22 protein-coding genes are annotated in these 21,501 nt (G+C 41.0%); 14 read left to right on the top strand and 8 right to left on the bottom strand.

From position 1 onward, the window contains the following. Nucleotide 1 precedes the first annotated feature (1 nt). Genes FTU13_RS13410 through tviB form a run of 4 tightly spaced genes read right to left on the bottom strand, consistent with a single transcriptional unit; the run spans nucleotide 2 to nucleotide 3,950 of the window. Nucleotides 2–1,087, bottom strand: coding sequence for a DegT/DnrJ/EryC1/StrS aminotransferase family protein (locus FTU13_RS13410; protein ID WP_180161124.1), 1,086 nt, complete (start codon nucleotides 1,085–1,087; stop codon nucleotides 2–4). A 2-nt stretch (nucleotides 1,088–1,089) separates the two neighbouring features. Then, entirely contained in the window at nucleotides 1,090–1,671 is a 582-nt protein-coding gene (gene wbpD / locus FTU13_RS13415; protein WP_078194089.1) for a UDP-2-acetamido-3-amino-2,3-dideoxy-D-glucuronate N-acetyltransferase, read from the bottom strand. Nucleotides 1,672–1,685: 14 nt separating this feature from the next. Next, complete coding sequence (locus FTU13_RS13420) at nucleotides 1,686–2,630, bottom strand: Gfo/Idh/MocA family protein (protein WP_078194090.1); 945 nt, start codon at nucleotides 2,628–2,630, stop codon at nucleotides 1,686–1,688. 24 nt (nucleotides 2,631–2,654) lie between these two features. Next, the gene (gene tviB, locus FTU13_RS13425) at nucleotides 2,655–3,950 is read right to left on the bottom strand and encodes a Vi polysaccharide biosynthesis UDP-N-acetylglucosamine C-6 dehydrogenase TviB (protein WP_180128575.1); all 1,296 of its coding nucleotides are present in this window, start codon (nucleotides 3,948–3,950) and stop codon (nucleotides 2,655–2,657) included. A 418-nt stretch (nucleotides 3,951–4,368) separates the two neighbouring features. Between tviB and FTU13_RS13430 the strand changes: the two genes are divergently transcribed. The 12 genes from FTU13_RS13430 (at nucleotide 4,369) to FTU13_RS13485 (ending at nucleotide 14,800) form a co-directional block, all read left to right on the top strand. Continuing rightward, a complete protein-coding gene (locus FTU13_RS13430; protein ID WP_180022948.1) occupies nucleotides 4,369–5,424 on the top strand; it encodes a polysaccharide biosynthesis/export family protein in 1,056 nt (351 codons plus the stop codon). Continuing rightward, entirely contained in the window at nucleotides 5,424–5,852 is a 429-nt protein-coding gene (locus tag FTU13_RS13435) for a low molecular weight protein-tyrosine-phosphatase (RefSeq protein ID WP_078194091.1), read from the top strand. The genes FTU13_RS13430 and FTU13_RS13435 overlap by 1 nt, the downstream gene beginning before the upstream one ends. Nucleotides 5,853–5,868: 16 nt before the next feature. Beyond that, nucleotides 5,869–8,055, top strand: coding sequence for a polysaccharide biosynthesis tyrosine autokinase (locus tag FTU13_RS13440; protein ID WP_180161125.1), 2,187 nt, complete (start codon nucleotides 5,869–5,871; stop codon nucleotides 8,053–8,055). A 246-nt stretch (nucleotides 8,056–8,301) separates the two neighbouring features. Continuing rightward, complete coding sequence (locus tag FTU13_RS13445) at nucleotides 8,302–9,015, top strand: FKBP-type peptidyl-prolyl cis-trans isomerase (protein WP_078191625.1); 714 nt, start codon at nucleotides 8,302–8,304, stop codon at nucleotides 9,013–9,015. A gap of 54 nt (nucleotides 9,016–9,069) precedes the next feature. Beyond that, nucleotides 9,070–9,762, top strand: coding sequence for an FKBP-type peptidyl-prolyl cis-trans isomerase (locus FTU13_RS13450; protein ID WP_180128548.1), 693 nt, complete (start codon nucleotides 9,070–9,072; stop codon nucleotides 9,760–9,762). 193 nt (nucleotides 9,763–9,955) lie between these two features. Next, on the top strand, nucleotides 9,956–10,696 hold the full coding sequence (locus FTU13_RS13455) for a dienelactone hydrolase family protein (RefSeq protein WP_180128549.1): 741 nt from the start codon (nucleotides 9,956–9,958) through the stop codon (nucleotides 10,694–10,696). 52 nt (nucleotides 10,697–10,748) lie between these two features. Next, on the top strand, nucleotides 10,749–11,108 hold the full coding sequence (locus FTU13_RS13460; RefSeq protein WP_180128550.1) for an HIT family protein: 360 nt from the start codon (nucleotides 10,749–10,751) through the stop codon (nucleotides 11,106–11,108). Nucleotides 11,109–11,263: 155 nt separating this feature from the next. Next, nucleotides 11,264–12,310 carry an A/G-specific adenine glycosylase gene (gene mutY / locus FTU13_RS13465; protein ID WP_180128551.1) on the top strand — a complete coding sequence of 349 codons (1,047 nt, stop codon included), beginning with the start codon at nucleotides 11,264–11,266 and terminating at the stop codon, nucleotides 12,308–12,310. A gap of 85 nt (nucleotides 12,311–12,395) precedes the next feature. Then, the gene (locus FTU13_RS13470) at nucleotides 12,396–12,902 is read left to right on the top strand and encodes a M23 family metallopeptidase (RefSeq protein WP_180128576.1); all 507 of its coding nucleotides are present in this window, start codon (nucleotides 12,396–12,398) and stop codon (nucleotides 12,900–12,902) included. A 15-nt stretch (nucleotides 12,903–12,917) separates the two neighbouring features. Then, a complete protein-coding gene (locus FTU13_RS13475) occupies nucleotides 12,918–13,163 on the top strand; it encodes a hypothetical protein (RefSeq protein WP_180003637.1) in 246 nt (81 codons plus the stop codon). A 20-nt stretch (nucleotides 13,164–13,183) separates the two neighbouring features. Then, nucleotides 13,184–13,753 carry a DNA-3-methyladenine glycosylase I gene (locus tag FTU13_RS13480; protein WP_180128552.1) on the top strand — a complete coding sequence of 190 codons (570 nt, stop codon included), beginning with the start codon at nucleotides 13,184–13,186 and terminating at the stop codon, nucleotides 13,751–13,753. Nucleotides 13,754–13,777: 24 nt separating this feature from the next. Continuing rightward, nucleotides 13,778–14,800 (top strand): NAD(P)-dependent alcohol dehydrogenase, encoded by a 1,023-nt coding sequence (locus tag FTU13_RS13485; protein WP_180022938.1) that lies wholly within the window; start codon nucleotides 13,778–13,780, stop codon nucleotides 14,798–14,800. A 70-nt stretch (nucleotides 14,801–14,870) separates the two neighbouring features. Here FTU13_RS13485 and FTU13_RS13490 read toward each other — a convergent pair whose 3' ends face one another. Continuing rightward, nucleotides 14,871–16,307: a PLP-dependent aminotransferase family protein gene (locus tag FTU13_RS13490; protein ID WP_180128553.1), complete on the bottom strand. Its 1,437-nt coding sequence runs from the start codon at nucleotides 16,305–16,307 to the stop codon at nucleotides 14,871–14,873. A gap of 107 nt (nucleotides 16,308–16,414) precedes the next feature. Here FTU13_RS13490 and FTU13_RS13495 point away from each other — a divergent pair, with 107 nt between their 5' ends. After that, a complete protein-coding gene (locus tag FTU13_RS13495; RefSeq protein WP_257226764.1) occupies nucleotides 16,415–16,843 on the top strand; it encodes a hypothetical protein in 429 nt (142 codons plus the stop codon). Between the two features lie 32 nt (nucleotides 16,844–16,875). On the opposite strand, the gene FTU13_RS13500 is transcribed toward FTU13_RS13495, so the two are convergent. Together FTU13_RS13500 and dapB are read right to left on the bottom strand one after the other, a co-directional pair. After that, nucleotides 16,876–17,520, bottom strand: a complete 645-nt coding sequence (locus FTU13_RS13500) for an START domain-containing protein (protein ID WP_180066868.1) — start codon at nucleotides 17,518–17,520, stop codon at nucleotides 16,876–16,878. 58 nt (nucleotides 17,521–17,578) lie between these two features. After that, nucleotides 17,579–18,400: a 4-hydroxy-tetrahydrodipicolinate reductase gene (dapB, locus tag FTU13_RS13505; protein WP_078194102.1), complete on the bottom strand. Its 822-nt coding sequence runs from the start codon at nucleotides 18,398–18,400 to the stop codon at nucleotides 17,579–17,581. Nucleotides 18,401–18,598: 198 nt separating this feature from the next. On the opposite strand from dapB, the gene FTU13_RS13510 reads away from it, so the two are divergent. Beyond that, entirely contained in the window at nucleotides 18,599–20,242 is a 1,644-nt protein-coding gene (locus FTU13_RS13510) for a PglL family O-oligosaccharyltransferase (protein WP_180128554.1), read from the top strand. A gap of 93 nt (nucleotides 20,243–20,335) precedes the next feature. On the opposite strand, the gene dnaJ is transcribed toward FTU13_RS13510, so the two are convergent. Further along, nucleotides 20,336–21,454, bottom strand: a complete 1,119-nt coding sequence (gene dnaJ, locus FTU13_RS13515; RefSeq protein ID WP_078194104.1) for a molecular chaperone DnaJ — start codon at nucleotides 21,452–21,454, stop codon at nucleotides 20,336–20,338. Between the last annotated feature and the right edge of the window lie 47 nt (nucleotides 21,455–21,501).

Below are 21,501 nucleotides of genomic sequence, written 5' to 3' on the forward strand. Positions count from 1 at the left end.
CTTATTTACTCAAAAGTGCCGCAACAATCTTTTCTTGAGCTTCTACAGTCAAGTAAGGATGCATTGGCAAACTCATTACGCGCTCAGCAATTGCATCACCTACAAGTAAGCTTACATTCGCATTGGCTACCGCTGGCTGCTTATTCAATGGAATTGGATAATGTACCGCTGTAGGAATACCCTGCTCTTTCAGCTTCGCTTGCACAGCATCACGGTTTTCAACTTGAATGGTATATTGCGCCCATGCACTCTGATTATGTGTTTCAATACATGGTGTAGTATTAACACCCGCTTCATTAAACAGTTTGGTATAGGTTTCTGCTACACGCTGACGCGCTTGCATTTCTTCATCCAAAATTTCAAGTTTTGGCAAAAGAATGGCAGCTTGTAATGTATCCAAACGACTATTCATACCTACACGAATGTGATGATAACGACGGTCTTGACCATGTCGTGCAATTTGGCGAATCACTTTTGCCAGTTCATCATCATTGGTAAAAATCGCACCACCGTCCCCATAGCAACCTAAAGGCTTACTTGGGAAGAAACTTGTACAAGCCACAGTAGTTAAGTTACAACTTTTACGACCTTTATAGGTTGCACCAAAGCTTTGCGCTGCATCTTCAATAACAGGAATATTATATTTCGCTGCAATTGCATTGATTGCATCAAAATCAGCGCATTGACCGTACAAGCTTACTGGAATAATTGCTTTCGTACGCGGAGTTATCGCTGCCTCTAATTGTTCAACATCCAAATTATATGTATTTGGATTGACATCGACATAGACAGGTGTCGCACCCAATATTGCAACTGTTTCAGCTGTTGCGATATAGGTAAATCCGGGCGTAATCACTTCATCACCCGGACCGATACCAAACGCCATTTGTGCAATTTGCAAGGCATCTGTACCATTTGCACACGTAATACAGTATTTTGCACCTACATAAGCAGCAAGTTTTTCTTCTAACTCTTTTACCTCAGGACCTAAAATGTATTGACCATGGGTTAATACATTTTGAATACCCGCTTCAATCTTATCTTTTAAACGAGCTTGCTGAGCTTTTAAATCAATAAATTCAATCATGTTTATGCCTGTTCTTTGATTACAGTGCTACCAGACAATCGGTATATCGCACCTGTATGTGAACACACAGATTCTGCATTACCGGTTAAAGGTAAATCTAACTGTTCACCGAACTCACTCATCCAACCAATTTGTTTTGCTGGAACACCTACCATCAATGCATACGCCGGTACGTCTTTATTAATGACTGCACCAGCACCGACAAACGAATATTCACCAATTGTTACACCACAAACAATGGTACAGTTCGCACCCAGTGTTGCACCTTTTTTAACCAAGGTATTACGATATTGGTCTTTGCGTTCAATTAAAGAGCGTGGGTTATACACATTGGTGAAAACCATGCTTGGTCCACAAAATACACCTTCTTCCAAGGTCACGTTATCGTATACCGACACGTTATTTTGAACTTTACAATGGTCGCCAATAACGACTTTATTGCCAACGAATACGTTTTGTCCTAAAGATACGCCTTGACCGATTTTGGCACCGCCACATACGTGAACAAAATGCCAAACTCGCGAATCGCTTCCTATTTGCGCACCTTCATCAACAATCGCTGTTTCATGTTGATAAAAACTCATAATCATTCCCTGATTTATTTTACTTTAGCTAATAATGGATGTGGGTTCGCAGGGTTTTCCACAATAGGAGCAACACGAATGACTTCCACTGTTTCAATTGCTGCTCGGTTTTCTTCCACACCGTAGCCTTTGCCTTCCAAAATACGTTGATAACTCTGCGTATGTAAATCTGTAAAACCGCCTGAAAATTCTAATTCTTCATTTTCAATCGTAATACTACGGTAGGTTAGCTTTTCACCTTTTACAGCATTTGACGGCAAGTTATTTGCATCGATAGACAAGAACCAACGAACACGAGCACGTTCATATTCTAAATAGCCTGATGCAGTTTTTTCATCACGAAAATGTACTTCATTTTTAACGATATCACCAAAAATGAAATGCAACATGTCATAGAAATGCACACCAATATTGGTTGCTACGCCGCCAGATTTTTTATCTACACCTTTCCACGATTTTAAATACCATTTACCACGTGAAGTTAGATAAGTTAAATCGACATCAAATACTTTATCTGCAGGCGCAGCTTGTACTTTATCGCGTAAAGCAATAATTGAAGGATGTAAGCGTAATTGAAGAATTGAGTTTACTTTTGCACCATACTGTTTTTCATACTCAGCTAACATATTTAAGTCTTCTGAATTTAAAACCAATGGCTTCTCACAAATCACCTCAATACCATTTTTTAGGGCATATTTCATATGAGGTGCATGTAAATAGTTTGGTGAGCAAATCGCAACGTAATCTAATTTCTGACCTTTAAGCTTCTGATCTTCAACATAGGCTTCAAACTGTTCAAACTCAGTAAAAAATTCAGCCTCAGGGAAATGACTATCCATAATCCCAACAGAATCGTTTACATCCATAGCAACGGCTAAATCGTTACCTGTTTCTTTAATCGCTTTTAAGTGACGTGGAGCGATATAACCAGCAGCACCGATAAGGGCAAATTTTTTCATTTATAAAACTTCTTAATTTTCAGATTAGAGACGGAATACAGTAAAACCTTGAGCAGTTAATTGATCGCGATCGAACAAACTTTTCACATCTGCAATGACAGGTTTTTCGGATTTCACCAAATTACGTAATTCTAAAGCGGACATATCACGGAATTCATTATGACCCACTGCAACGACTAAACTATCAACTTGGTGTTCAGCATCAACCTGACCTAATTCAACACCATATTCATGCTGGACTTCTGCTGCATCTGCCCAAGGATCACAAACCACAACGTTTACGCCCCATTGTTTAAATTCAGCAATGACATCCGCAATTTTACTGTTACGAATATCAGGGCAATTTTCTTTAAATGTCACACCCAAGATACCGACAGTTGCAGTGGTTACATCGATCCCATTTTTAACCATATGTTTAATGGTAGATTGAGCAACATATTGCGCCATGTTGTCATTAATACGGCGGCCCGCCAAAATTACTTGTGGGTTATATCCCACTTCTTCTGCTTTATGTGTCAAATAATACGGGTCAACACCAATACAGTGACCACCCACCAAACCTGGACGGAAAGGTAAGAAGTTCCATTTACTACCAGCAGCCTCTAATACATCTATAGTATCTATATTTAGACGATCAAAAATCACTGACAACTCATTTACTAGCGCAATGTTTAAATCACGCTGCGTATTTTCAATCACTTTAGCTGCCTCTGCGACTTTAATACTTGCAGCTTTATGAGTGCCTGCTGTGATAATACTGCTATATACAGCGTCAACTAAATTTGCGATCTCAGGTGTGCTACCACTGGTAATTTTTTTGATCTTGGTGAGTGTATTTACTTTATCACCAGGATTAATACGTTCTGGACTATAGCCTGCGTAAAAATCTTGGTTAAATTTTAATCCTGATATTTTTTCAATAACTGGAATACAAACTTCTTCTGTTGCGCCTGGGTAAACCGTCGACTCGTAAACAACAACATCGCCCTTAGATATTACTTTGCCTATCGTTTCACTTGCTTTACGCAACGGAGTTAGATCTGGTCGATTTACACCATCAATCGGGGTTGGCACAGTCACAATAAAGAAGTTACATTTTTTTAAATCGTCCAAATCAGCTGAAAATTGTAAATATTCTGCTTTTTTTAATTCTTCAGGCGAAACTTCTAAAGTGTGATCTTGACCACTTCTTAATTCATCGATTCTTTTTTGATGGATATCAAAACCAACAACTGGGCTTTTTTTACCAAATTCAACAGCTAAAGGTAAACCTACATAGCCCAACCCAATTACTGCTATTTTTAGTTCCGAGAGTTGCAACATTCCAGAGCCTTATAATTTATGATTTAATCATGTGAAAAACGCCTCATAATATAGCAGAAATAGCCCTTATATTTTTCGGGAATTATTATTTTTCGTAATCAAAAAATATAACTGCAAAATTCAACGTTTATTTTTTATCCAATATATTAATATTTGATTTTTAACACCAATTACTTAAATGAATTTATTATGTATTCATTAACAAATATGTGTTTTATTTCACACAATAATCATTACACTGTAGCAACACATTTTGACAGCAAATCCTAGGATGTTTACTTTACATAGTATAAAATGCTGCGTTATATATTTTAAAAATCAGGCGATTGCCTTTTTTACAATTCAATTATTTTTATAAGTAGGATTTCGAGTGAGTTACTATCGTTATAGCTTCTTGTTAGCACTCAGTTTAGGTATGACGGGTTGTGCAATCACATCAGGTCTTCAAACATATGATTTACCAAAAGAAGGTGTTTTCCAAACAGATCTAGGTTCAACTGTAAATGTCATCAAATTATCACAAGACAATTTAGCAGCCGTTCAACCCGCACAGATTAATCAACAAAATTTTGCTCACCTTTTCAATCAACAACAACAACAATATCGATTAAATTCTGGTGATATTTTATCCATTTATTTATGGGCATATCCGGAAATAACGCCACCTACAAATACCATTAGTAATGAAGAGGCGATAAAATCAAACGGTTACCAAATCGACCAAAATGGTTATATTCAATTCCCTATTATTGGCCGATATAAAGCTGCCGGAAAATCCCTAACAAAAGTCAATCAGGAGTTACGTAGCCAACTTGCCCGCTATTTAAAAACTCCAGATGTGATTGTTCGCGTTCTTTCCTACCAAGGCCAGCGTTATTCTGTCCAAGGTAATGTAATGAAAGGTGGTCAATTTAATCTCACCGACCAACCTACCAGCGTATATACTGCACTTGGTCTTGCTGGCGGTGTGAATACGCAATTTGGCGATAATACGTCTATTACCTTGGTACGCCAAGGACAAACTTACAACTTAAATAGCATTCAGTTAGAAAAGGCTGGCTATTCACTACATAATCTACTCATACAGCCTAACGATACAATTTATGTCAATTCACGCGAAAATCAGAAAATTTATGTAATGGGTGAATCTGGTAAAAATCAATCCCTACCAATGCGTGATCAAGGAATGAGTTTAAGTGATGTCTTGGGCGAAAGTCTTGGGGTAAACTCGCTTTCTGCAAGTCGAGGTAAAATCTACGTAGTACGTAGTGATATGAATAGTCCGATGACCGAAATTTATCATTTGGATTTAACCAGTATTGGTGACTTTGGACTCGCAAACCAGTTCAGAATGCGTAGCAACGATATTGTATATGTTGATGCATCTGGCTTGGCACGTTGGCAGCGCGTGATCAATCAGGTGATTCCTTTCTCAAATATGATCTATAACATCGACAGAATGGGTCAATAATGTTATTTAAAAATATTCTGGTGGTGTGTGTAGGTAATATTTGCCGAAGTCCTATGGCAGAATATCTTCTGAAAAAAAATCATCCCGATCTGAATATTTATTCAGCGGGAATCTCAGGCATGGTTGGACATCCAGCAGATGAAAAAGCTCAGCACTGTATGCAAAAAATTGGCATCGATATGAGTGGACACATTGCGCAAAAATTAAATGCTGAACTGATCAAGAAATCAGATTTAATTTTAGTCATGAGTTCAAATCAACAAAAGCATATTGAACAAACATGGCCATTTGCAAAAGGAAAGACTTTTCGTTTAGGCCATTGGCAAGGTAAAAATGTGCCTGACCCATATCAGCACGATCAAGCTTTTTTTGACCAGACCTCAGAACTGATCCAATCTTGCATTGCAGATTGGACTAAACAAATTTAACTTTTGATGTACGATTATGAGCCAAAATACCAATACAGAAGATACAATTGATTTAAAGGAATTATTTTTCTCTCTGATTGCACAGTGGAAGTTAATTGCTCTATGTGTAATTTTAAGTCTTGTTTGTGCTTTACTTTATTTAAGAGCAACACCGGATACTTATTCAGTCAATGCTTTAGTACAAGTAGAAGAGAGTAAAGGGACTTCCGCTGCACTCTTAGGTGATCTATCAGGCATGATTGATCAAAAGCAGCCTGCCCAAGCAGAAATTGAGATTCTTAAATCACGTTTAGTTCTTGGTAATGTCATTCAGAGTTTACATCTTGACCTAAAAATTTCCGGTACAGAGAATTCTTTCACTGATCGCTTATTTTCACCGCATGAATATGCCACCGAATATAAAAATAAATCAGTCGTTTTCAAAGATAATGAGAAAAGTTTTGAAATACGCCAATTTGATATTCCTGCACAATATCGTGACAAGAACCTTGGTCTCCAATTTCAAGATAATAAATTTTCTTTAATTGACCTCCAGACTGAACAAACAATTTTAACATCACCATTGAACCAAAAAAGCTCTTTGCGTACAGCAGAAGGTTTTTGGGAAATCTCAATTTATAGCAAAGATCAATTCAAAGATGACTATTTAATTCAAAAACAGTCTTTACCTGCTGCAGTTGACAGTATTTTGGCAAATTATTCTGTTGCTGAAAAAGGTAAAATGACGGGCGTGCTTGGCCTTAACTATCAAGGCCAAGATAAAGAACATATTACAAAAGTTTTAAATGCCATTTTAGCAGCCTACAGCCATCAAAATATTGAAAGACGTTCGGCTGAAAGTGCACAAACATTAAAATTCCTAGACGAACAACTCCCTGAATTAAAACAGCAGCTTGATGTCGCAGAACGTGAATTTAACAAATTCCGTCAAGAGTTTAATACCGTCGATGTAACCAAAGAATCTGAACTATATTTAACTCAAAGCGTCACTCTTGAAACTCAAAAAGCTGAATTAGAGCAAAAAGTTGCTGAAGCTTCTGCGAAGTACACTAGTGAACATCCAGTGATGCAGCAAATGAATGCCCAATTAGGTGCAATCAATAGCAAAATTGGTGAACTAAATACCACCTTAAAAAAATTACCAGACTTACAACGTCGTTATTTACAGCTCTATCGTGAAGTTGAAGTGAAACAACAACTTTATACAGCGTTGTTGAATTCTTACCAACAGCTTCGTATTGCCAAAGCTGGTGAAATTGGTAATGTCCGTATTGTGGATACTGCTGTAGAGCCAATTCAACCGATTGCACCAAAAAAACTACAAATCTTGATACTTTCAATTTTTCTCGGTGGTTTCCTCGGTACATTACTTGCACTACTACGTAACATGCTACGCTCAGGAATCAAAGATTCTTCAGAAATTGAGAACACCCTTGATCTTCCGGTTTATGCCACTGTGCCCCGTTCCCCTGTTCAGGAAAGTCGTATCAAGTTACTGAAGAAGAAAAAGACCATTCCTGTACTTGCGGTTAAAAATAGCGATGACATTGCGATTGAAAGCCTGCGCAGTATGCGGACTGCCATTCACTTTGCACTGACATCCGCAAAAAATAACCTGATCATGATTTCAGGGCCTGCACCAGAAGTTGGTAAATCATTCATTTCAACCAACTTGGCAACAATTCTTGCGCAAAGTGATAAACGCGTTTTAATTATTGATGCCGATTTACGTCGTGGTTATTTAAACAAATACTTCAATCATGACAACCAACCAGGTCTTGCAGAGTTTTTAAATGGGCAAAGTGGCATTGACAGTATTGTTAAAACAACAGAAATTCCAAATTTAAGTGTCGTAACTCGGGGTAAGAGCCCTTCTAATCCATCTGAGCTTTTAAGTTCTGGTAAATTTAAAGAATTCTTAGATCTAATTTCACCGATGTTCGATCATGTGATCATTGATACACCTCCAGTACTTGCGGTGACAGACGGTATCATTATTTCGCAATTTGCTGGCGTGAATCTGGTGATTGCTCGTTATGCGAAAACTCAGTTAAAAGAGTTAGAGTTAACCGTGAACCGCTTTGAACAAGTGGGTGTGAAGGTCAATGGTATTATTCTAAACGACATTCAACGTAGCTCAGCAGGCTATGGTTATGGCTATAACTATTCTTATGGTTATAAAGCTTCAAAAGACCTAGACTGATTCAGCGCGTTGTAAAAAAGCCACCAAATATGGTGGCTTTTTTTATGTGCGAAATTTATGTTGCATGCCACTTTCTGTATAAAAAATGTTTTATATATTCATACCGTTATAGTATAAAAATAAGAACATGACTATGATGATCTTTCCTGCACCTTACCTGATCGTAGAGATAGGTAAGCGCTGAACAGGAAAAGTCTGCTAGAATTTCAGCAACTTTTTACATATAAAATAATTGTGGGAAAATATATGAGTAAGGCCCTACCTATCGCTGTCGCTGTATTACTCGGCGGTGCCGCACTTGTTCCTGTTTACTATGCAACTAAAACGCCTGCTACGCAATCAGCAACATCAACTCAACCAGCTGCAAATGCTTCTGCTGTCGCTAAAATCAGTTATGCACTTGGTTATGAAGTTGCCCATCAAACACCTCCAGAATTAGATATTGATAGCTTTGTCACTGGCGTTCGTGCGGGTCATGCTCGTGCAAAACCTGCATATACTGAAGAAGAATTACAAAAAGCATATGCTGAGTTCCAGCAAGAAATGCAAAATAAGCAGCTCGAAAGCAATAAGCAAGCACAAAGTAGCAGCGATAATTTCTTAACGGAAAACAAAAGCAAAGCTGGGGTTAAAACCACTGCTTCTGGTTTACAGTACCTAACAACGAAAGAAGGTACAGGTAAACAACCGCAAGCCACATCAGTTGTTAAAGTTCACTACACAGGTAAGTTAGTGGATGGCACAGTATTTGATAGTTCAGTACAGCGCGGCGAGCCAATTGAATTTCCGTTGAACCAAGTAATTCCGGGTTGGACTGAAGGTCTGCAGTTAATGAAAGAAGGTGGCAAAGCGACTTTGTATATTCCCTCAAACCTAGGTTATGGTGCTCAAGGTGTTCCAGGAACAATTCCACCGAACAGTACTTTAATTTTTGATGTAGAACTCATTGAAGTTAAATAATAAAACCGGCACAGGAGAGCTTTTCGCTCTCCTGCTTTATTTTGAGACTCGGTCATGAAATTACAGATCAGTATGTTGTGTTTGGCACTCTGCTCAAGCACTGTATTTGCCAAAGATGTCAGTAATAAAAGTAGTGCTGCAGAACAAGTGGGTTATAGTTTTGGTTATTTAATGGGACGCAGTAATGCTGAATCCATTAAGGATTTGGATATTGATGCATTTGTTGCAGGTTTAAAGGCAGCATCTAAAGGTCAAGCTTCTTCATTAACAGATGAAGAAATGACTCGTGCTTTAACTCAATATAAAAAGCAAACCGAAGCGAAACAACTGATTGAATTGAAGAAAAAAGCGGATGCGAATGCCACCATTGGTGCCGCTTTCCTTGCTGAGAATGCCAAAAAACCAGGTATTCAGGTCACGAAATCTGGCCTGCAGTATCAAGTCATTCAAGCCGGCAAAGGTAAGTCACCCAAAGCCAATTCAACAGTGAAAGTTCACTATGAAGGGCGCTTAATTGATGGCACTATTTTTGATAGTTCAATTGCACGCAACCAACCTGCGATGTTCCAAGTGAGCCAAGTTATTCAAGGTTGGACAGAAGGTCTACAGTTGATGAAAGAAGGTGCAAAATATCGCTTCTTCATTCCTGCCAATTTGGGCTATGGTCAAATTGGTTCAGCAGACGTCATTGAGCCAAACAGCACACTGATTTTTGATGTAGAGCTCATCGAAGTTCTCTCTAAATAACAATACCCACTTCAGGAGCATCGACAAATCTCGGTGCTCCTCAATATTTCTTCGTACCATTATTTTCTTTTACAATTTTTTTGATTGATTTGACTTAAAATTCACATTGATATCTTATATTTATTTCACAAAAACCAATTTCCATTTATTTTAAATCTTCATCAACTGCGTAGCCGCACATAAGGATTTGACCATGACCGTTAAAATTAAGACTCGCGAAATTCAATATACAGCAGCGGATGGAACTCAACTTTTTGGCTATTTTGCTGCTCCAGAGTCAGACACTGCGATCGCAGGTGTGTTAGTTGCACCTGAATGGTGGGGACGCAATGAATATACCGAACAACGTGCACGTGAATTGGCAGAACAAGGCTATGCGGCTTTAGCGCTGGACATGTATGGTGACAAAAAAGTCACCACAGATGCCAAGCAAGCTTATGAATGGATGATGCAGACTTTTGATCATGCCGACACCATTGTGACCCGTGCGTCTGCTGCATTAAACACTTTGGCACAGCAAAAAGAAGTAAATGCAGATAAACTCGCAGCTATAGGCTTTTGCTATGGCGGAAAAGTCGTGCTGGATTTAGCTCGTTCAGGTGCTGCATTAAAAGCTGTGGTGACCTTCCATGCAACACTTACTACAGCGAATCCTGCACAAACAGGACAAGTCCAAGCAGAGATTTTAGTGCAACATGGTGAGCTCGATTCGATGGTGAGCTTAGATGATGTTGCAACCTTTAGAAATGAAATGGATGCTGCCCAAGTGCAGTATCAAATCAATATTTTTGAAGGCGCAAAACACGGCTTTAGCAACCCGATGGCGGATGAACGTGCCAAAGCCAACGGCGTAGATTTAGCTTATAACGCTGCTGCAGAACAGCAAAGCTTAGCAGCCATGTATGCCTTGTTAGCACGCCAGCTTGGTTCTTAAAGCCATAAGAACCGATACACAATATTTAATTTATAAAAATGAGGAGAGCACAATGACAGAACTCAATTGTCCATATTGCAATTTTGACGAATATGACGTTATTGCAAAAAATGATTTTGGTGTTGTACTTCCTGAACCACATACACTGTCTAAAGGGCATGCTGTCATTGTCCCGCTACGTCACGTTGGTTCTTTTTTTGAAATTACTGATAAAGAACGTAAAAGTTTAATGTCCTTACTTGAACAAGCACGTAATGAATTAAATTTACGTTATCAACCTACTGGCTTTCATATTGGGTTTAATGATGGACAAGTTTTTGGCGAAGCTACTGAACATGTGCACATTCACATTATTCCACGTTATGAAAACCAAACGTTGGCGCTTGATTCCCGCTGGGGCTTTAAAAGCTAAAATTTAAAAATTGACACTCACTAAGGAGCTTCGGCTCCTTTTTTGATAGCTGCTATTTTGGCATTTCCCCTGATATACAGATTTCGTTTTGAACAAAAAGAATACCTATAGAAAGATGTATACTAGGCAGGTTTTTTCAATTTTGACTGTTTTGCATGTTTAACTTTTCTGATGCCCTTCTCGACTGGTTTGATGTCCATGGTCGTCATGACTTACCGTGGCAAGTGAAGGATGACCCTTACAAAGTGTGGGTTTCAGAAATTATGCTACAACAGACTCAAGTCAAAACCGTCTTACAATACTTTGATCGATTTATTCAACGATTTCCAACTGTTGAAGATTTAGGTCATGCTTCTTGGGATGATGTGGCACCCTATTGGGCTGGCTTAGGCTACTATGCACGGGCTCGGAACTTACACAAAGCCGCGGGTATTGTTGCACGTCAGGGACATTTTCCAAGCAATCTTGAGCAGTGGATGGAACTACCGGGCATCGGCCCGTCTACCGCGGGTGCGCTGATGTCTTTAGGTTTAAGACAATATGGCGTGATTATGGACGGCAACGTCAAGCGAGTATTGTCTCGTTTCTTTGCTATTGAAGATGATTTATCGAAACCTGTACATGAACGGGCCATGTGGCAACTGGCAACAGAGCTCTGCCCCACTGAACGCAACCACGATTATACCCAAGCGATTATGGATCTTGGTGCAACCATTTGCACGCCGAAAAAACCGCTCTGTTTATATTGTCCCATGCAACAGCACTGCAAAGCACATGCTCAGGGTTTAGAGACTGAATTACCTTATAAAAAGCCTAAAAAGCCTGTTCCAGTGAGAGAGGCCCAAGTCATGCTGATTCAATCTGCAGGAGAATGGCTGTGGATACAACGTCCGAATAGCGGGCTATGGGGTGGTCTGTGGTGTTTACCTATTTTTGATCAACCCCATGAGTTTCAATCCCACACTCAGCAGCTTGGACTGAAACCTACCACCACTCAAGTGCAAATATCGCATAGTTTTACCCACTTCACTTGGCTTTTAGAAGCTACTGTATTTACTGTTGCTGCCGATCAAAAAGAGCATTTAGCGATTGAATGCAACGCGCAGTGGTATACCCCGATACAAGCCACTGCTCTCGGTATTCCTACTGCCATGAAAAAACTCATTTCTACGCTAGAACTCGAAAGCCATTCTATGCCATAGTTTTTAACTGCTCATCAATTGAATAGGGACAAATGTGACTCAAGAGTTTTTGCTTCGCAGAGGGTTTTTCGGCGGTATTGGTTTTATGTTGCTTTTACTCAGCGCCTGTACGTCAACTCCCCCCAAACCATCTGGTAGTGCATTGCCTGCACATGAAGTGAAAAAATTACAAAACATGCGTTTACCCAATCAATTGCCTGTTCCTGTTCATCAAGTCAAACGAAGTGCGCTCAAGGATACTTGGGGCGCAGCGCGTAGCCAAGGGCGGAGCCACGAAGGCATTGATATTATTGTTCCACGTGGAACAAAAGTCCTCAGTGCTACAGAAGGTTTAGTTGCTGACTTACGTAATAACAATTTGGGTGGTAAAGTGATATGGATTATGGGGCCCGCAGGTTCTTGGCATTATTATGCGCATCTTGATGGTCATAAACGTGGCTTAAACGTCGGCGACTATGTCAAAAAAGGTGATGTCATTGGCTATGTAGGTAATACTGGCAATGCTCGACATACTGCACCACATTTGCATTATGGCATTTACTTGGGTGGTAAAGGTCGCAATGCCGTTAACCCCTATCCGTATTTACGTTAATTTTAGGAAACATACATGTCAGAAGCGTTGATCAATCGTCTGGTGGAATTTGCAGAATCTGGTAATCAACAAAAAATCAGCCTCAATGGACAGTCTTATCAGGGCTGGATCATGGAGATCACTGAAGAAGCATTACTCATCAGCACCGGCTACGCAGACAAATCTGGTAAAGATGTATGGATTCAATTTGCCGATCTCGATCAAGCGGAACTGTTGTATTGGGACAATAAAAACGACCAATGGACAGCTTTTAAAATTTAAGTCAAAAAGGAGCATTCAACATGACGATACAACGCTGTGCTTGGTGCTCCGAAGATCCTTTGTATATTTCCTACCACGACACTGAGTGGGCTAAACCCAGTTTTGATGAGCAGCATCTCTTTGAAATGCTATGTCTTGAAGGACAACAAGCGGGGCTGTCTTGGATCACTGTGCTGAAAAAGCGGGCCTGCTATCAGCAGCATTTTTTTCAATATCCCATTGCCGAAATCGCAGCGTTGAGTGACCTACAATTACAAGAAAAATTACAAGATTCAGGTTTGATTCGCCATATCGGCAAACTCACTGCCATTCGTGATAATGCCAAAGCATGGCAACAGTTAAAAGCCCAAGGGATTCATCCTGTGGAATTTCTTTGGAATTTTGTCGAAGGACACATTGCCAATAATGATGTAGTTGAATATCGTAGCGCCCCTGCACAAACCGCTCAAAGTCAGGCCATGTCCAAAGCATTAAAAAAGCATGGTTTTAAATTTGTAGGCCCAACGACTTGCTATGCTCTAATGCAAGCTATCGGCATGGTCAATGATCATGAAAATCACTGTGACTTTAAATACACGCACGAAGAATGACCTCAAAACATAAAGGATAGAATAATGAGTGACAATACAATCCACGCCTATGCAGCAATGAACAGTGGTGAAGCCCTTGTTCCCTACCAATTTGATGCAGGTGAATTACAAGCCCATCAGGTTGAAGTCAAAGTCGAGTATTGCGGTCTTTGTCACTCAGATATTTCTATTATCCAAAATGATTGGAAATCTTCGGTTTATCCTGTAGTCCCTGGGCATGAAGTGATAGGAACCATTACCCAACTCGGCAGCGAAGCCAAAGGACTGAAAATCGGACAGCGTGTAGGCATTGGCTGGACAGCAGAAAGTTGTCAACACTGTGACCCGTGTATCGATGGTCGCCAAGTCCAATGTACCGGAACCAAGACAGCGACGATCGTCGGTCATGCAGGTGGCTTTGCCGACAAAGTCCGTGCTGGCTGGCAATGGGTTATTCCGCTTCCAGATGATCTCGATCCAACCAGTGCTGGCCCTCTGCTCTGCGGTGGGATTACGGTATTTGATCCCATATTACAGCACCAAATTCAGGCCATTCACCATGTTGCCGTGATCGGCATTGGTGGATTAGGTCATATGGCGATTAAACTGCTCAAGGCTTGGGGCTGTGAAATTACTGCGTTCAGCTCAAACTTAGATAAAACCGATGAACTTAAAGCCATGGGTGCTGACCATGTGGTGAATAGTCGTGATCTTGCTGCAATTAAAGCTCAGCGTGGGAAGTTCAATTTGATTTTAAGCACGGTCAATGTGACGTTGGATTGGCAAGCCTATCTTTCAACTTTGGCACCGAATGGAAGCGTTCACATGCTTGGCCTAGCACTTGAGCCGATGCAAATTCCCGCAGGTATGCTGATCAGTGGTGCTAAATCAGTTACAGGCTCATCAACTGGCTCTCCTGCGGCACTGCGTGAATTACTTCGATTCGCTGCACGTCAAAATATTGCACCTCAAATTGAAATGTATCCCATGTCTCAGGTGAATGAAGCGATTGAACGTTTGCATTCAGGAAACGTGCGTTATCGGATTGTGCTGAAGGCTGATTTTTAACGGCAAAAATCTAAGCCAAGAAAGCCTGCCGCATGCAGGCTTTTTTGTGTCCTTTATACACTCATCAAAATTAGACGGTATTTGAGTTTATGCATTCCTTACGTACCCAATCTGCAAGCAACAAAATGGCCTGCTGAATATCTACAGACAACTCATGCCCGGCATTTAGACGAATACAGTTGTTATAACGATTGTCCTCACCAAAAATTAAACCTGGCACAATATTGATGCCATGTTTTTGCGCATGGTAATACAGCGCCAAACTGTCTATTTGTTCAGGCATCTGCAACCACAATGCATAACTGCCTTGAGGCCGATTTAGACGGATATCAACCCCTTGAAAAGCATCGTAAATATACTGACGATACTGCTCGACTTGCACCATTAATTTAGGACGCAATTCAGCAAGATGTTGGCGATACGCACGACTAAAAATCAAATCTGCAAGTCCTAACTGCAAAGGCGTATTCACCGAATCATTTTGCAAAAGTAATTTCGGACGCAAATGTTGCAAATGTGGTGGAAGACAAAACCACCCCACCCGATAAGAAGGCGATAAAGATTTTGAAATCGACGCACAATAGATCACGTAGCCCGCCCGATCCCAATATTTGATAGGCAATGGTCGCTTTGCATTGAAACTACACTCAGCATAAATATCATCTTCAATCATATAACATTGATATTTTTCAGCCAGTTGTGCAATTCGTTCCTTATCTTCATTACTTAAACAAAAACCCAAAGGATTTTGAAAATTTGCAGTCAATAAGCATACTTTCGCGCCTGAATCCCGCATCGCCTGCTCTAAACGATCTAAATCAAAACCTTCCGTATTGGCAGGAATTTCAACAATTTTCCGCTTCAATAAAGCCAATAATTGCAATTGTCCGTTATAGTTCGGCGTCGGGACAATGACACTCTCCCCTTCGGCACTCAGATTTTGCAACATCACTGACAAAGCCGGCATACAACCATTGCTGATGTAAATATCATCCTTAGGCATATAAAAACCATCTTCAGCCCAATGTGCCGACAAAGCTTCACGCAATTGTGGATGTCCTTGCCGATTGTTATATAAAAAATCTTCTGGTTTACAATGCTTTAATGCCCTTTGGATTGAACGTCTGATTGCTTCAACAGGAACAAAATTGGGGGACAACTGAATTGAACCCAAATGAATCAGGCGACTATTTGCAGATGCTTCATGGATCTGAATTTGCAATTCTAAATTCGAAATTTCACGAGGTCGGGAATCAAAATCAGGATGATTCGGCACGGCAATTTGCTGGGCTTTCTGTGAGGATTGTACAAAATAACCAGACTTTTCTTTGACATAAATCAGGCCTTTGGCTTCAAGTAATTCATAGCAGCGTTTCGCGGTATTTAAACTGATCTGATGCTGCTGTGAAAATTGACGTAGCGCATACAGACGCTGCCCTGCGGCCAATTCACCACTATAAATTTTCTGTGCCAACTGCTGCGCAAGCTGCTGATATTGAAAAGCCATCTGTACCCTTTTTTTAATCATTCTTGTATCTGTACCCATTAAGTTAACAGATTTAAGCTGAATGCATCAGGTTGATATCTCAAAAATAACGATAGGGGGACAATTAAATGAATGACTTCACGCAGTTTCGAGCGGGTCTAATCATCATCAGCACACTCACGCTTATGGCGTGCCAACCCGAACAGCACACTCAAGCTCAAAGCCAGCAAAATTTTATCTGTAAATCTTTAATTCAAGGTTTTTTGAGTGCCCAAAAACTGACGCAATATGAACTTGAGCAGATCCAACCAATCACCAGCGGCGGGTTACATCAAAAGCTATATATTTATAAAGCCAAATCTGAAAACGGTATGAATATCATGCCGCAGCAAGCCAAACTTCGCTTTGCCTGTGAACAAATGACCGCGCGGCAATTTCAAATCAAGTTACATCCGCATCAATTTCCAGAACAAACCTTACTCAGTATCGAACTTCCTGAAACACAACACATGCAGCAGTTGACTGCATTTCGCCTGCCTGAGCAGCGAAGTCATTGATCGTTCATATTGAACTGAATCATTACTGGTGCTTATTTTAAAATTTCGGGAAAGGTCGCAACAGTTTTGCTTTTACCCAGCTGCACTTTCATTTTTTGTAGCATTTGATACGGCTGTTGCTGCACGAACATATTCACGAAACTGAGCGGAATGGAGCCTTCCGGATTGGCGTAGCCATAGGTTGACACTTTGACTTTTTGATTACCTAAACGTTGGAAGGTCCAATCCCCTTCATAGTCGGTTAGACGCACATAATTGGGATTGATCGGATAACCTTTTTTCACCGCTTTATTTTGGATGCTAATGATGCCTTGTGCATCTTTACGCATTTTGCCTTGTACCACTAAATCACGGTCTTTCAAGGGAAAAGGAAAATCCAGCACCATATATAAACTGAATTCACCTTTTTGGTCATCACGGGATAAGACTTTGACACTGCCCATATAAGGGACCCAATTCACTGCATTTTCCACATCTAAAATCAGGGAAACCGCTTTTTCGATGGGCACATCAAAACTAGTTTCAGCTTTGTATTGAAAGACAGGATTTTGAGCATTTTGGTAGGTCCAAACTTTAATATTATTTTTATTAATCGTGAGTTTGGCATTATCCATAGTTTTCGCTTGTACTGCCGCAGTGAATGCGACAGCACAGGCCATAAAGATGACTTTTTTCATTCCATTGATCGTCTTATTTTAATTTTATGCTGTTGTTATAACGGATTTTAACGCGCTTTTATACGTCAATATCGTTAAAACCCAGTACATCTTTCATATCGTACTTACGTGCTTCACGACCAACTACCCATGCAGCTGCACGTACTGCACCAGAGGCAAAGTTCATACGGTTGGTCGCTTTATGGGTAATTTCAACACGTTCGCCATCCGCAATAAACATCGCAGTATGTTCACCCACAATGTCACCACCACGAATCGTTTGGAAGCCAATGGTTTGACGTTCACGTGGACCCGTATGACCTTCACGGCAATACACAGCATCTTGTTTTAAGTCACGTCCTAAAGCACCGGCAATGGCTTCGCCCCACATTAGCGCTGTACCTGATGGTGCATCAACTTTATGACGATGATGGGCTTCAATCACTTCAATATCCACAGTATCGCCAAACACTTTTGATGCCAATTCAAGAAGTTTGATTGAAACGTTTACACCGACAGAATAGTTCGCTGCATAGACCACAGGGGTTTCTGTTGCTGTTTCATCGAGATAAGCTTTTTGCTCATCATTCATACCTGTGGTACCAATGACAATCGCAACGCCTGCTTCACGGCAAAGTTTAAGATGCTGCGCTGTTGCTGCAGGTGCAGTAAAATCGATCACGACATCACAATCTTTTAAAACCTCAGCTAGGTTACCGACAACCTTTACGCCAACCGCGCCAATCCCTGCAAGTTCACCGGCATCCGCACCGACTAAGCTACTTTCAGGACGTTCTACCGCAGCAGCTAATTGATAACCAGCTTGCTGAACCGCCTGAATTAAGATGCGTCCCATACGACCGCCTGCGCCCAAGATACCAATACGTGGAGCTGCTGACATAACATTTTCCTAATGTTGATTCGAAATTGGTCTTACTATATCAAAACTCCATGCGCAGGCTAAGTTGCAAACAAAAAAATCCTGCATTTTCCTAAAGACTTTTGCAAATCAAGCTCTTCGACAGACGCTGACTATTCCCTCACCAAGTTTAGGCATTTTCACGGTATGATAGGCGCGTTCTATTGATCTTGAATATTCATGAAAACCCTATTGTATCTTTGTGCGGCAGTCTGTATTGCATTGGCATGGCTGATTCCGATTCATTACCGACCTTGGGCCACGTATACCGGTGAGCTTTATACCTTTTTTGCCCTGTTTGCCTTAGCGGCAACGTTCTTTAAAGAAAAGCTCATGGTGGCAAAAATTTCCTTGCCCCTGTTGCTCTTAGCGCTGATCCCCTTCATCCAACTGGCTTTTGGGCAGGTGTATTATTTTAGTATTGCCTTACTCTGTATGCTGTTTGTGTTCAGCTTCTGGCTGTGTATCAATCTTGGTTTCAGCCTCTCGCAAGGTACGGAAAAACGCGAAAAAACCTTCCTATACCTGAGCTATACCTTTGTTGCTTCGGGTGTCATGACCGGACTCATCGCAATATGTCAGTGGTTAGATTTTGACTCGTTTCTTCCTTTTGTGATGAAAATTAGTGGAACTACGCGCCCATTTGCAAACTTTGCTCAGCCGAATAACATGGCCACGTTTCTGCTCATGTCTTTGTTAGCCTGCCTATATGTTTATGAACAGCAAAAAGTTAAAACGCGCTATTTGGTCGCTTGTGCAATTCCTATTTTAATTGGGGTCGCGCTCAGCCAATCTCGCACCTCTTGGGTGGCAAGTATCTGTGTCCTAGTCTATTTGGCTTATGCACAGTACAAAGATTATATCCGTCTTCGCTGGTTTTACAGCTTGGCCTGGTTTATCGGCTTTGTGGCACTGATTGTATTGATGCCAAAATTAAGTCAAATCATGAGCCAAATATCCGACATGAATATTCAAGAAAGTCGTGACGTAGCCGAACGTGCTGGTGGAGATATGTCTCGTTTAGCCATTTGGCAACAAATGGCGCATGCCGTAGCTGCACAGCCTTGGTTTGGCTATGGTTGGCATCAAACCAGTAGCGCTTTTGTCTCGATCTCTGACACGGTACAAGGGCCTGTATGGATTCGTAGCTCACACAATTTTATTTTGGATTTCTTATTGTGGAATGGCGCCATTATTGGTGTGCCGTTCTTGGCCTATTTCGCTTATTGGGGCATTCAATTACAGAAGTTAGCCAAGTCTGCATTATCTGTCATTGGCCTATTGATGGTCGGTGTCTTCGTTATTCATGCCATGTTGGAGTTTCCGCAAAACTACGCATATTTCTTACTGCCTGCGGGTTTTATTATCGGGATTCTTCAAGCAGCGAAGCCACTGACGGCTACTTTGAATCTGTCACCATGGTTTATCCGCATTGTTTTCGGGATTGGCGCCGTGCTGATTACGGTGATTTATCGTGATTATGCCAATGCAGCGATTCAGCTGGGTCAGGCATCAAAATATGAAAAAACACCGGAGAAAATCACCAATCATGAGCCGATCTATTTGCTCACGGAATTTAGACATCGGGTGGCGATTATTCGTTTAAATCCGTACTCCATCGTTTCTGAACAAACCATTCAGGATACTGAAAAATTGGTTCGCAGCTACCCAGCGAAATACCACATCATTAAATATGCACGTTTATTGGCATTTAATGGTCGTGAGGCTGAAGCACGTCATCAGCTACAGCGTCTTAAAAATATCTATAGGCTCGACATGAGCTATGAAAGTTTATTACCGCCTAATGCACAGCCGAAACCTTAAAATGCTCAATAAAAAAGCCTGCAATTATGCAGGCTTTTTTATAGCTGAGTTCACATCACAGCGAACTCAAGCCAATTGAATCAATCAAGTCAATTAATCAAATAAACGGTCGAAGAATGATTTTTTCTTCGGAGATGATTTATTGTCATCGCCATCCATCGTGTCTTGTAACTCTTTCAACAATTCACGTTGACGAGCCGTTAAATTCACTGGCGTTTCCACCACGATACGGCAGAGTAAGTCACCAGTCATGCTGGTACGTACAGGTTTCACACCTTTACCACGTAAGCGGAATAATTTGCCAGTTTGAGTTCCTTCAGGCACTTTCAAGCTCACACGACCATCGAGAGTCGGAATTTGAATTTCTTTACCCAATGCAGCATCTGCAATGCTTACAGGCACATCCATATATAAGTCAGCGCCATCACGTTGGAAGATTTCGTGTTCACGTACCACCACTTCTACATATAAGTCGCCTGCTTGGCCATCACGGATCGCCTCACCTTTGCCACTTAAACGTACGCGGTCGCCATTGTCCACACCTGCAGGAATGGTCACTTCTAAAGTTTGCTGACGGTCAGAAACCCCTGAACCATGACATTTATTACATGGGTTCTTAATAATTTTACCTTGACCACGACAAGTGCTACAGGTTTGCTGCACAGAGAAGAAGCCCTGTTGCATACGCACTTGACCTGCACCATGACAAGTTTTACACGTTTCGACGTCATTTGGATTTTTAGATCCTTTACCATTACAGGCATCACATGGCGCTGGCGCAGTAAAGGTAATGGTTTTTTTCACGCCTTTTACAGCTTCCTCAAGGGTAAGCTCCATAACATAGCGTAAGTCTGAACCACGGCGTGCACGTTGCTGACCACCACGGCCACCACCGCCAAATGCGCCACCGAATATGTCACCAAACTGACTAAAAATATCTTCTGCGCTAAAACCACCACCGAAGCCACCGCCGCCGCCCATGCCGCCTTCAAAAGCTTGATGTCCCATACGGTCATACATACTACGTTTTTCGCTGTCCGATAAAACTTCATATGCTTCTGCAGCTTCTTTGAATTTTTCTTCAGCTTCTGGGTTATCTGGATTACGGTCAGGGTGATACTTCATCGCCAACTTACGGTAGGCTTTTTTAATTTCATCATCACTTGCGGTTTTAGATACACCTAAAACCTCATAATAATCACGTTTAGCCATGTCTGGCGATGCTCCTCACGGAATTTAATTTAATACTTAACTGTGGT

The organism is Acinetobacter sp. YH12064, assembly GCF_013419735.1.
Classification (GTDB): domain Bacteria; phylum Pseudomonadota; class Gammaproteobacteria; order Pseudomonadales; family Moraxellaceae; genus Acinetobacter; species Acinetobacter amyesii.